At 58.7% G+C, this 12,112-nt stretch carries 12 protein-coding genes; 9 read left to right on the top strand and 3 right to left on the bottom strand.

All coding sequences use genetic code 11. From position 1 onward, the window contains the following. Nucleotides 1–43: 43 nt before the first annotated feature. The gene (locus MHN28_RS02595) at nucleotides 44–907 is read right to left on the bottom strand and encodes a LysR family transcriptional regulator (RefSeq protein WP_239335610.1); all 864 of its coding nucleotides are present in this window, start codon (nucleotides 905–907) and stop codon (nucleotides 44–46) included. A 107-nt stretch (nucleotides 908–1,014) separates the two neighbouring features. On the opposite strand from MHN28_RS02595, the gene MHN28_RS02590 reads away from it, so the two are divergent. From MHN28_RS02590 to MHN28_RS02565, 6 genes are read left to right on the top strand one after another with little or no spacing between them, the layout of a single operon-like run. Beyond that, the gene (locus tag MHN28_RS02590; RefSeq protein WP_239335608.1) at nucleotides 1,015–1,614 is read left to right on the top strand and encodes an amino acid synthesis family protein; all 600 of its coding nucleotides are present in this window, start codon (nucleotides 1,015–1,017) and stop codon (nucleotides 1,612–1,614) included. Further along, nucleotides 1,586–2,365, top strand: coding sequence for an alpha/beta fold hydrolase (locus MHN28_RS02585; RefSeq protein ID WP_239335606.1), 780 nt, complete (start codon nucleotides 1,586–1,588; stop codon nucleotides 2,363–2,365). Before MHN28_RS02590 ends, MHN28_RS02585 begins: the two co-directional genes overlap by 29 nt. Continuing rightward, the gene (locus MHN28_RS02580) at nucleotides 2,362–3,270 is read left to right on the top strand and encodes a flavin reductase family protein (RefSeq protein ID WP_239335604.1); all 909 of its coding nucleotides are present in this window, start codon (nucleotides 2,362–2,364) and stop codon (nucleotides 3,268–3,270) included. The genes MHN28_RS02585 and MHN28_RS02580 overlap by 4 nt, the downstream gene beginning before the upstream one ends. A gap of 12 nt (nucleotides 3,271–3,282) precedes the next feature. Then, the gene (locus MHN28_RS02575; protein ID WP_239335602.1) at nucleotides 3,283–4,317 is read left to right on the top strand and encodes an LLM class flavin-dependent oxidoreductase; all 1,035 of its coding nucleotides are present in this window, start codon (nucleotides 3,283–3,285) and stop codon (nucleotides 4,315–4,317) included. Nucleotides 4,318–4,325: 8 nt separating this feature from the next. After that, nucleotides 4,326–5,804 (top strand): aldehyde dehydrogenase, encoded by a 1,479-nt coding sequence (locus MHN28_RS02570; protein WP_239335600.1) that lies wholly within the window; start codon nucleotides 4,326–4,328, stop codon nucleotides 5,802–5,804. A gap of 43 nt (nucleotides 5,805–5,847) precedes the next feature. Further along, nucleotides 5,848–6,714 (top strand): DUF1989 domain-containing protein, encoded by an 867-nt coding sequence (locus tag MHN28_RS02565; protein WP_239335598.1) that lies wholly within the window; start codon nucleotides 5,848–5,850, stop codon nucleotides 6,712–6,714. On the opposite strand, the gene argE is transcribed toward MHN28_RS02565, so the two are convergent. Both argE and doeA read right to left on the bottom strand, forming a co-directional pair. Next, on the bottom strand, nucleotides 6,711–7,868 hold the full coding sequence (gene argE / locus MHN28_RS02560) for an acetylornithine deacetylase (RefSeq protein ID WP_239335596.1): 1,158 nt from the start codon (nucleotides 7,866–7,868) through the stop codon (nucleotides 6,711–6,713). The genes MHN28_RS02565 and argE overlap by 4 nt on opposite strands. Then, nucleotides 7,865–9,049 carry an ectoine hydrolase DoeA gene (gene doeA, locus MHN28_RS02555; RefSeq protein WP_239335594.1) on the bottom strand — a complete coding sequence of 395 codons (1,185 nt, stop codon included), beginning with the start codon at nucleotides 9,047–9,049 and terminating at the stop codon, nucleotides 7,865–7,867. Before doeA ends, argE begins: the two co-directional genes overlap by 4 nt. Nucleotides 9,050–9,134: 85 nt before the next feature. On the opposite strand from doeA, the gene MHN28_RS02550 reads away from it, so the two are divergent. The 3 genes from MHN28_RS02550 to MHN28_RS02540 are packed head-to-tail and all read left to right on the top strand — an operon-like array spanning nucleotide 9,135 to nucleotide 12,024. Further along, nucleotides 9,135–10,178, top strand: coding sequence for a pyridoxal-phosphate dependent enzyme (locus tag MHN28_RS02550; protein ID WP_239335700.1), 1,044 nt, complete (start codon nucleotides 9,135–9,137; stop codon nucleotides 10,176–10,178). After that, nucleotides 10,175–11,320, top strand: a complete 1,146-nt coding sequence (locus tag MHN28_RS02545; RefSeq protein WP_239335592.1) for a Xaa-Pro peptidase family protein — start codon at nucleotides 10,175–10,177, stop codon at nucleotides 11,318–11,320. Before MHN28_RS02550 ends, MHN28_RS02545 begins: the two co-directional genes overlap by 4 nt. Then, the gene (locus MHN28_RS02540; RefSeq protein WP_239335584.1) at nucleotides 11,317–12,024 is read left to right on the top strand and encodes an Asp/Glu racemase; all 708 of its coding nucleotides are present in this window, start codon (nucleotides 11,317–11,319) and stop codon (nucleotides 12,022–12,024) included. Before MHN28_RS02545 ends, MHN28_RS02540 begins: the two co-directional genes overlap by 4 nt. Nucleotides 12,025–12,112 lie beyond the last annotated feature (88 nt).

The raw sequence follows: 12,112 nt of genomic DNA, 5'->3' as shown, positions 1-12,112 counted from the left end.
GGTGCGGTGCGATATCCTCAGATGCGACATCGGTATGTCTGAATCAGACCCTTTCTGGCGCTGTTTCAGGGATCAATTGCAAAAACCATGAAACGAATGCATCAGTCTCGGGCGTCGCGCCTTGCGTGGCAAGAAAATACCCCTCGGTGGCGGGTGCGGATGCATCGGTCATGCGCTCAACCTGACCTGCATTGAGGGCGTTTTGCGCGACCAAAGAATTCACAAGTGCAACCCCGTTGCCGGTCGAGGCCAATTGCAGGGCCAAGCCATAGGAATCGACAAAATACGCCGGTGCGTGGATAGAATGGCCCGTGGCCTCGGACCAAGAGGTCCAGTTGTCTGATGTCCCTACGGCTTCGATTAGGGGCAGATCCCTGAACTCTCCACTCAGACCCGGCGCCGTAACTGCAATAAGGTGGTTGGGCTTCAACGGAAGCGCGTCCCGCCCGACCTGTTTTTTCGATCCGAACCGGATTTCAACGTCCGCCCGAAGCGCAGAATACTCATCCGGCCAGATTGTACTGACGAATCGCACTGACGTGTCTGGGTGTTGTTCATGGAATATAGGCAGCGCCGGAGAGATCACCCATTCAATAACACTGATTGAGGCCGCCACAGTGACGTGCCGCGCGCGCTCTTCGGTCAGATAAGGCGAGGCGGCGCTTTGTAGCATCTTAAGCGCGGCTTCGACCTGAGGCAGCAGTTTGCGACCCTCATCCGTCAGCGACAGGCCGCGCGGATGCCGGTGGAACAACACAACACCAAGTCGCGATTCCAGCGATCTGATCTGCTGACTGACAGCGGATTGGGTCAACCCGATTTCATCCGCCGCAGCGGTTGAGCTGAGCCTCCGTGCCGCAGCTTCGAAGGATCGGAACCATGTCAGTGGCGGCAGGGTTTTGGGCATCTGAAAGTTACCTAGTAGTGTTGTTAATACCTAAGACCCAACTTCTTTCGTTTGTCAAAGAGCAGGCCGGTAAAAGATATTTCCCAAACTCAAGATTGGGGGACACCGTGCAGCCGGAAATTCGAAAAGTCGTGACATTCGATGAGGAAGTGTTTGTCGAAGGGTATCGCAAAGCGGACCGTCCGTGGCGTATGTTCGCCGTGGCGGCGGTTGTCGCCAATCCTTGGGCAGGCCGGTACGTCGAGGACCTGCGCCCGGAAATCCTGGCTTATGGCCCGATCCTTGGCCAAGAGCTGACCAACCGGATGATCGCGCTTGCCGGAGACGGCGAGGCAATCGAAGCCTATGGAAAAGCCGCGGTTGTGGGTTTGGACGGAGAGGTCGAACATGCCTCGGGCCTGATCCACACCCTGCATTTCGGGAACATCTTCCGGCAAGCGGTTGGTGCCAAATCTTACCTGTCCTTCACAAACACCCGGGGTGCAGCGAACGCACCGATCATGGTTCCGCTGATGGACAAGAATGACGCGGGCCGCCGGTCACATTATCTGACGCTGCAGTTTGCCATTCCCGATGCTCCGCGCGCGGACGAGATTGTCGTGGTTTTGGGGGGCGCGACCTCGGGCCGCCCGCATCACCGTATCGGAGACCGTTATCAGGATTTGAAGGATCTGGGCCATGACGTGGACAACCCGGCCTCGGTCTGACATCGGCGATCTGGCCGCAATTGAGGCGGGCCAGGGTCCGCTTGTGGTGCTACTCCACGGAGTTGGATTGCGGGCTGAAGCCTGGGGCGCGCAGATCGATGCACTCAGCTCGGCCGGGTATCGAGTCTTATGCCTCGACATGCCCGGGCACGGGGAATCTCCGTTTCGCGACCCCATCGGGTTGGAAGGTTATGCGCGTCCAGTCAGCGAGTTATTGACCGAACCGGTCGTTCTGGTCGGCCACTCCATGGGCGCACTGATTGCATTGAATATCGCAGCGTCCGGCCATGAACATGTGAGAGGTGTGGCGGCGCTGAACGCTGTCTACCGACGTTCGCCGGAATCCAGACAGGCTGTGTTGTCACGCGCTGCTGCGTTGGATGACACGGGGACGAATGACCCGACTGCGACGTTGCAGCGTTGGTTCGGTGGCAAACCGTCACAAGAAAGTGCCGCCTGTTCGCGTTGGCTTAAGGAGGCCAATCCGGCCGGGTATAAGGCGGCTTACACCGTTTTCGCAGAAAGCGATGGGCTGGCAGATTCGCAATTGGCGCAAATTGAGTGTCCTGCTCTGTTTGTGACCGGCGAGGAAGAGCCAAACTCGACGCCCCGGATGTCGCGTGACATGGCCCGCTTGGCGCCGAAAGGGCAGGCAGAGGTCATCGCAGACGCGGCGCACATGATGCCCATGACGCATCCGTTCGAGGTCAATTCCAGTTTGCTGAGGTTTGTTCGGAGGTGCCTGCCGTGACAGAAATCGACACCCGCGCCCTGCGCGACGCGTTCGGCAATTTCATGACTGGTGTAACTGTTGTTACGACCCGTGATAAATCCGGGGCGCCGGTTGGATTTACCGCCAACTCATTCTCGTCCGTGTCCCTCGATCCACCCTTGTTGCTTGTGTGCCCCGGCAAATTTTTGTCGAGCCACGACATATTTGCCGATTGTACGCATTTCGCCGTGAACATCCTGGCCGACGGACAGCAAGACGTGTCGAACACTTTCGCGGGTTTCAAAGGCGATCGTTTCGCGAAGGCGGCGCATAGCGAGGGCCATCACAGGTTGCCTCTGATCGATGGCGCATTGGCCCAGTTCTGCTGCGAAACGCATCAGGCAATCCCAGCCGGAGATCACACGGTCCTGATCGGCAAGGTCAATGCGTTCACTCACGCTAGGGGCGACGGTCTTGGTTACGTGAACGGATCCTATTTCAGCCTTGGCCTCGAACGTGAGATGGACGCCAAGGTGCCCACAGTCTGCGGGGCGATTGTCGAGGCCAACGGCAAGGTGCTGCTGGAACGAAACGACCGAGCACTGCGACCGGTACAGATCGCCGGTGTCGAACCCGGTGGGCAGCGCAACAGGCTGGCTGAGGGTTTGTCCGGACGCGGCATCAACGCGCAGATCGAACAGGTCTATTCTTCGTTCAACGATACCGAAACGAACCTGCACTACACGTTCTTTCTGGCCTCTTCTGATCGGAACACTCCGACAGATGGTGCCGAATGGGTGAGTGTCAGCGACCTGCCTGATCTGACCTACACCACCCAGGGAATCCACCACATGATGACCCGCTTTGCCGTTGAAGCCCGCGAAGGCGATTTCGGGCTTTATCTGGGCGACGCAGAGCGCGGCGAAATTCACAGTTTTCGGTAAAGGAGCCATTTGATGGAGTTTTCACTGTTTGCCCATGTGGAACGTCTGACGCCGGACCAGCCGCACGACGTTCTGTATGATGAGTTCGTCAGCCTGGTGAAAATGGCAGACGACGGAGGAATGCGCGCGGTCTGGACGGGCGAGCATCATGGGATGGAGTTCACCATCGCGCCGAACCCGTTCCTGTCGCTGGTCGATCTTTCGCATCACACACGCAACGTGCGGTTGGGGACGGGGACGGTTATCGCTCCGTTTTGGCACCCCATCAAACTTGCGGGCGAGGCAGCCGCAGCGGATCAAATGACGAAGGGGCGCATTGAGCTGGGCGTGGCGCGTGGCGCTTATTCCTTTGAGTATGAACGCCTGATGCCGGGGATGGATGCCTGGGAAGCAGGGCAGAGAATGCGTGAATCAACACCCTTGTTGCCTCAGATCTGGCAGGGTGATTGCACCCATGAGGGCGAGTATTATGCCTTCCCGGCCGCGACTTCGGCCCCGAAACCCTATCAGGATGGCGGTCCGCCGATCTGGATCGCCGCGCGTGACCCCAATAGCCATGAGTTCGGGGTCCATAATGGGTTCAATATCCAGGTCACGCCGCTGTGGCAGGGCATGGAAGAGATCGAAACCCTTGTGGGCCGGTTCAATGATGCGTGCGACAGCTTCTCGGGACCCCGCCCCAAGATCATGCTGCTGCATCACACCTATGTTGGAAAAGACGATGAGGACGTGGCACAGGGCGTGCAGGACCTGCGCCGGTACTACAACTATTTCGGCGCGTGGTTCCTGAACAAGCGACCGATCCAGCAGGGTTTGATCGAACCGATTTCTGAGGCCGAATTGGACGCGAACCCGATGTATACCAACGAGAAACTGGCGCATGATTTGACCGTCGGAACCGCTCAGCAGGTGATCGACCGGATCAAACGATACGAGGATCTGGGCTATGATGAGTTCTCGTTCTGGGTCGACAGTGGCATGACCAACGAACGCAAGCGCGCCTCGCTGGCGCGGTTCATCGACGACGTCATGCCGGCATTTCAGTGAGGACCATCATGGGAAACCTACCGCATTTTCAGCTTTTCATCGATGGTGTGTGGACCGAAGGATCAGACGCGCAGATCATGACGTCCGAAAACCCGGCGACAGGTCAGGGATGGGCCACATTCGCCTGCGCTGCACCCGGGGATGTCGTTCGGGCTATCGCAGCCGCAAAACGCGTTCTGGACGATCCCGAATGGCGGGATATGACGCAGACCCAGCGAGGAAAACTGCTTTACCGGCTCGCGGATCTGGTGGCTGAGAATGCCGCTCGTCTGGGTGAGTTGGAGACGACTGACAGCGGTAAACTGTTGGCGGAAACGGCAGCGCAAACCGGCTATGTTGCCGATTACTACCGCTATTATGCCGGGCTTGCGGACAAGGTCGAAGGGACAGTTTTACCTATCGACAAAACTGACATGCATGTCTTTACCACACGCGAACCGATTGGCGTTGTCGCTGCGATTGTGCCGTGGAACGCCCAGATGTTCCTGACTGCGACCAAGTTGGGACCGGCATTGGCAGCTGGATGCTCGGTGGTGTTAAAGGCATCAGAAGTCGCGCCAGCGCCGATGCTGGAATTTGCAAAGCTGATCGAACAGGCCGGGTTCCCGCCCGGCGTTGTGTCGGTCATCACCGGGGACGCAGAAAACTGCGCCATCCCGCTGACCCGGCATCCGGATGTCGACCGTATCGCCTTTACCGGAGGGCCGGAAACTGCGCGTCACGTGGTGCGTAACTCGGCCGAGAATTTCGCCGTCACGTCGCTGGAGCTTGGGGGCAAGTCGCCGATCCTCGTGTTCGAAGATGCCGATTTGGACGGCGCGGCCAATGGCTTGATTGCTGGAAACTTTGGCGCGTCAGGCCAAAGTTGCGTGGCAGGTACGCGCGGGTTGGTGCATCGGTCTATCCTGAAGCCGCTTATTGAACGGATCGCAGAAAAGGCTGGTAACATCCGATTGGGCGATCCTCTGCACCCAGAAACCCATGTCGGCCCGCTGTGCACGGCGGCGCAGGTCCGCAAGATCGAGGACACTCTGAGCAAGGCGCAGGCGCAGGGTGCTGTGATCCACTTTGGCGGAGAAACCGCAGATCGCCCGGGCAACTACATGACGCCAACCTTGGTCGAATGTACGTCGCCAGAGACCGAAACGCTGAAAATTGAAATGTTCGGGCCGGTGATGTCGTTACTGCCGTTCGATACCGAAGAAGAGGCCATCGCTCTGGCCAACAGTACGCCTTACGGGCTGGGGTCCGGAGTTTTCACTCAAAACCTTGCGCGGGCGCATCGTGTGTCCAAGCGGATCAGGGCCGGGATCTGCTGGGTGAACACCTATCGCGCGATCTCTCCGATCGCGCCGTTTGGCGGGTTCAATCAGTCCGGATATGGTCGCGAGGCCGGGGTTGAGGCGATACTGGATTACACCAGAACCAAGACGACCTGGATCAGCACGGCGCAAGAGCCGATGGCGAACCCTTTCGTAATGCGCTAGAGATTCGCAAAAGCAGGGCTTTAGGCCGGGAAGGGAGGCGCTTATGAAACTTGCAAAACCAAACTTCCCGCCGCCGCAAGACGCGTCGGAACGCAAGGCGATCACACCGGTTATCTGTTATCCGCCAGACACACTGAGGCAGCCTGATCTGGGCGCTTTGCAAAAACTTCGCGAGGGCGCGACCAAGACCGCGGAAGTCACCGCGGCGCCCCGCGACGCGGCGTGTATCGAGGTTCCGGCTGGTGCTTTTGTCCGAGTGGTTTCGGTGGATGGACCGCAGGTCGGTGACCTGAACATGTGGAACAAACACGACCTGACTGAGCGGTTCTACTCCGGCAAAACCCGCGCTCTGCATGGCACACACCTGTCAACCGGTGATCGGATGTGGTCGAGTTTCCCCAACATGCGGCCCATGGCAACCATCGTTGCAGATACGTTGGACTGGTATGGATTTGACGCCTACGGCGGCTCGGTCCATGACGTGATCGGGACGCGGTGTGATCCGTATACGGGTCGTCTGCTCTCAGGTGACGACTATCACTACTGCTGTCACTCAAACCTGACGCGCGCATTGGCAAGTCACTGCAACTTGCCGCTGCACGAGGCGGAAATGCTGGTGCATGATGTGCTGAACGTGTTCATGTGCACAGGGTTCACGCGTGACACCGGCCAGTATTTCATGAAGGCCAGCCCGGTTCGGCCCGGCGATTACCTTGAGTTCTACGCTGAGATTGACCTGATTGTCGGGCTGTCGGCGTGCCCCGGCGGGGATTGTTCGTCTGAGCACTCCTCGGACGTAGCGGCCTGCTATCCGCTGTTGATGGAGGTCTATGACCCCGGCGAAGACGCACACGCCGCTCATGTGCAGCCGGATCGGTCAAAATACGACCGCTCGCACGGGACCGCTTAACCCATCAGGCGGCGTCCCAACCGGTTCAGCATTCGGCAGCACAGGTCCAACTGTTCGATCTCCAAAAACTCGTCCGCCTTGTGCGCCTGTGCGATAGATCCCGGTCCGCACACGATCGCGTGCACGCCCAGTTTCTGGAAAAGCCCGGCTTCGGTCGCAAAGGCGACGACACCGGTTCCATTCGCGCCCGTCAGTTCTGCAACCAGATCGCGGGCCGCGTTTTCCTCCATGGGTTCAAGGCCTTCGACCTCGGCGACGGCTTTTTGCGTGATGCTTGACTCGCTGTGAACCGCCTGCATCGCGGGCAGCAGAGAATGCTCGACGTAGTCGGCGAGCGTACTTTTGACGAGGTCCGCATCGCTGGCCTGCACGGGGCGCATCTCCCACGCGACCTCTGCCTTGCTGGCGATGACATTGTGCGCAACGCCGCCTGAGATTTGTCCGATATTGACTGTTGTCCAGGGCGGCTCGAACCGGCCGTCGGTTGGTGCTCGCGACTTGAGGATATGGCGCAGTTCCAACAGCTTTCCGATATAGCGCGCGGCATATTCCGCAGCATTCACGCCGTCATCCGGGGCCGAGCTGTGCCCCTCCAATCCCGTGAACCGAGTCGTGTATTCAAAGCAGCCCTTGTGACCCTCGATCACCCGCATCTCGGTGGGTTCGCCAATAATGGCGATGTCCGGGACAATGCCACGCTCGGACAGATCATTGACGAGGGTTTGCGCGCCAAGACAGCCGACCTCTTCGTCATACGTAAAGGCAAAGTGCAGCGGTTGGGTCAGCTTGCTGGCATCCAGGGTTTCGCCAAAGGCCAGTGCGGCCGCAATGAACCCCTTCATGTCGCAAGTGCCGCGGCCGTAGAGCTTGCCATCACGCTCGGTCACCTGAAAGGGATCAGAGGTCCAGTCCTGATCGGCCACCGGAACCACATCCGTATGGCCGGACAAAAGGATGCCGCCCGGCATGTCCGGTCCTAACGTGGCAAACACATTGGCCTTTTTGCCAGTTTCGTCACGGGTTTCGATACAGCGCGCACCCAGCGCTTCCAGCCGTTGGGTCAGATAACCGATCATGTCCAGATTCGAGTCCGCAGACACCGTTTCAAAGGCGATCAGGTCGGCGAGGATTTCTTTGGATTTTTGTACACTCATGGCTTAACGAACAGCTTTCTGGGACGGCTACAGAAACACCCGGCAGGCCCGGTTTCAGTGATCAGGATCGACTCGGTGATTTCAAGGCCCCAATCATCCATCCAGAGGCCGGGCATGAAGTGGAATGTCATGCCGGGCTCCAAAACAGTCTCATCCTCGGGGCGTAGGGATATCGTGCGTTCACCCCAGTCCGGCGGATAACTGAGGCCGACCGGATACCCACACCGCGCGCCGCGTTCAATCCCGGCCCGCTCCAGAGGGGCAGCCAGCGCCAATGCAATGTCGCGCGCCTGATTACCGGCGCGGGCTGCATCCAGCCCGGCCTCCAGCCCTTCGACCAAAGCCGCTTCGGCCCGAAGCAGATGATCGGGCGGATCACCCAGAAACACGGACCGGCAGAACGGTGCGTGATATCGGCGATAGCAGCCGGATAGCTCGAAAAACGTGCACTCACCCGATTTGAACGGCGCGCCATCCCATGTCAGGTGTGGGGCGGCAGCGTCGGCACCGGACGGGAGCAGAGGAACGATGGCTGCGTAATCGCCCCAAGCGTCATCAACGCCTGTTATGGCATCGTGGTAGATTTGTGCGACGAGATCATTCTTGCGCATGCCCGGCTCTATGCGGTCCAGAACACCGTCAATGACATGTTCCGAAATCCGGGCGGCCTTTCGCATCAGCGCAATTTCTTCGTCAGATTTTACCGCGCGTTGCCAATTCACCAACGCGTTTGCATCGATCAACTTCGCCTCGGGGAGTTCTGCCATCAGCGTCAGGTGCGCCTTGGCCGAATAGTAGTAATTGTCCAGTTCAACCCCGATGCGCCCTTTTTGCAGGCCAATATCTGCAATCAGCGCGGCAAGGTCCTGCATGGGGTGGCGAACGGTCGATTGCACGTACTCGTCCGCATAGCCACGGATTCGATCATCCGCCATCCATACCGTTCTACGCGCCCCGTTGGCATCCTGATTTCTACCCCACCAGATCGGGTCGGCGTCGTGCAGAATCAGAACCCCTTGGTGCACATAGAATGACCAGCCTTCATAACCGGTCAGCCACGCCATGTTCGACGGATCCTCGACAAACACCGCGTCCAGTCCCGCGGCAGACATGGCGGCACGCGTCTTGGCCAATCTGTGGTCGTACTCGGCACGGCTGAAAGCCGGATCAGGGTGGGGCATTTTGAGCTCCTGTCTGGGGCGAGTTTTGTTGACAGAACTTGACGAATGCGATCACGTCAATGGGCATCACAGGGAAGACACCAAATTGAAAATCTCATCCAACCCCTACCGCGGCGGTCCAAAGCTGATCGATGGCGCACCGTTTCCTTCGACCGATGTGGCGCGTGCCTCGGACTTGATGACGCGCTGTTTGCCGTCTGGCGAAACCCCTTTGGTTCGGGTCGACGGATTGGCCGAGGTCGCAGACCTGTGGATCAAGGATGAACGTAGCCGGATGAATATGGGGTCGTTCAAGGCGCTGGGGGCGGCCTATGTCATTGCCCGTCACGCCGCAGATCTGGCCGAGGCACCAGATATCGCCACATTGTCTGGCCGCACATATGTAACGGCCAGTGCGGGAAATCATGGCCTAAGCGTCGCGGCGGGTGCCAAGAAGTTCGGCGCGAAAGCTGTTGTCTACATTGCGGAAACCGTGCCCGAGAGTTTTGCAGATCGCCTGCGGGCTCAAGGTGCTGAGGTTGTGCGAAGCGGCGCAGACTACGCCGCCAGTATGGATGCAGCCAGCGAGGCCGCGCAGCATAACGGATGGACTTTGCTGTCAGACAGCTCATGGGACGGATACTATGAGTTGCCGTACACGCTGATGGAGGGCTATTTGAAGATGGCCGCCGAAGCTGCCGAGCAATGTCCTCAAACACCGACACATGTCATGCTGCAGGCCGGTGTCGGCGGTATGGCCGGGGCGGTGGCTGCTTATGCGCGCAAGGTTTGGGACGATGAGCCTCAGATCATCGTGGTTGAACCTGATGCAGCACCTGCGCTGCAGGCGAGTATCGACGCAGGCGCTTGTATATTCGCGGATGGCCCGGACAGCATCATGGGGCGTCTGGACTGCAAGGAACCTTCTCTGATTGCATTGAACGGTTTGGCCCGTGATGCGGACAGTTTCCTGACACTGAGCGATGACGAAGTTTCGCGCGCGCTTCCCGCAATGGCGAATGCGGGCATTACCACAACGGCGTCCGGAGGGGCTGGGGTCGCTGCCGTCATGAACGCCGATGTGCGCGCCGCTTTGGGAATTGGCCCGGACGCGCGGGTCTTGTGCATCCTCTCCGAGGTCGCTGAATGAGGGGGTTCGACGCGTCAGAATTCGCCACGCGGACGGAACGCGCGCAGAGTATGATGCGCGACGCCCAGCTTTCGGCGCTGTTACTGACGACGGAACCCGAAATCCGATATTTCACGGGTTACCTGACCCGTTTTTGGGAAAGTCCGACACGCCCTTGGTTCCTGATCGTTCCCGCCAGCGGCAAGCCAATCGCCGTAATCCCGTCGATCGGGGCCGCGCTTATGGCGGATACCTGGATAGACGACATCCGTACCTGGGCCGCTCCGGATTTGACTGATGATGGCGTTAGCCTTTTGGCCGATGCCCTGCGCGAAGTTGCCCCAACGGACGGCAGAATCGGTTTGCCCGACGGACATGAAACACACGTCCGTATGCCATTGGCAGATTTCCGTCGACTGCAGGAGGCAGTGGATAAGCGCGATCTGTGTGGCGATGAGGGAATCGTCCGGGCGCTGCGCATGGTCAAATCGCCCGCCGAAATCTCCAAAATCGAAACGGCCTGTGCCATTGCCGGACGCGCATTTCAACGCGTTCCCGAAATAGCTGGTGAGGGCGATGGGCTGGATGCAGTTTTCCGTCGGTTCCAGATGTTGTGTCTTGAGGAAGGCGCGGATTGGGTACCGTACCTTGCTGGCGGCGCGGAGCAGGGAGGTTACACTGACGTGATTTCTCCGGCAGCTGATACGCTGCTGCAGCAAGGCGACGTTCTGATGCTGGACACCGGTCTGGTCTGGGATGGGTATTTCAGCGATTACGACCGCAACTGGTCGATCGGCCCGGCCAGTTCGCAGGTTCGGAGTGCATACTCAGCGCTGATTGAGGCTTCGGATGCCGCATTTGACATCGCCCGTCCAGGTGCGACTGCCGCCGATCTGTTTCATGCTATGAACTCGGTCCTTTCGCGCCACGATGCCGATACCGGGGCGGGGCGTTTGGGGCATGGACTGGGTATGTCGCTGACGGAGTGGCCTTCTCTGATTCCGACCGACCACACGGTGCTGGAACCCGGAATGGTTCTGACCCTCGAGCCGGGGATCGCCGTTGGCGGGAAAATTCTCGTTCACGAAGAAAACATTGTCATAACCGAGGAGGCGCCCCGCTTTATAAGCCCTCGCGCGGAACTGGAGTTGCCCGAGATATGACGCGCTTACCCTATTCAATCGACGCAGACGACCCGGCGGCATCACCGATGGGGTTGATCGTTTTGCAGACCGACGAAACGCTGGAACCCGAGTTCGCCGCGTATTTTTCGGACCGGACCTGCCCGATTTACGTGTCCAGAATTCCCAGCGGAAAAGAAGTGACGACCAACACTTTGGCGGATATGGAAAAGGCACTGCCGGCTGCGGCGGAATTGCTGCCCAAGACCAGGCCTTACAGGGTCGTGGGATATGGCTGCACCTCGGCCAGCTCTGTCATCGGGTCAGAGCAGGTCGAAAGAATGGTGCAAAAGACCTGCGATGCGGCGATTGTCACAAACCCTTTGCGGGCTGCGTCTGCCTGTGCCCACGACCTCGGTGTCGGAAAGTTCGCTCTGTTGTCTCCTTACATCGAAGAAGTGAACGATCCCTTACGAGATGCCTTTGCGGGAAACGGCATTTCGATGGATGTTTTTGGTACATTCGGCGAGGCCGAAGAGGCTATGGTTGCCCGAATTTCCCGGCAGGCCGTGATCGATGCGGCAATGAAACTTGGTCAGGAAAAATCGGTTGAGGCTGTTTTCATAAGCTGCACAAATTTAAGAACTTTTGATGTTCTGGGTGAGGTCCAGGACCGGTTGCAAAAACCGGTTTTGTCCAGCAATCAAAGCCTTGCGTGGCACATGCGCAAGTTGAACTGTGACTGAGATTTACGCACGGTGAACCTCAATCGTTACACGAGTGACATATTTTGGTTGCGTGCTGCGCCCCGCATGTCCTTAAATGGGGCGGACA

Origin of the sequence: Ruegeria sp. Ofav3-42, from assembly GCF_022347725.1 — a bacterium.
Taxonomy (GTDB): Bacteria; Pseudomonadota; Alphaproteobacteria; order Rhodobacterales; family Rhodobacteraceae; genus Ruegeria.
The sequence above is the reverse complement of the archived record's forward strand: the minus strand, read 5'-3'. Positions and strand labels throughout refer to the sequence as shown.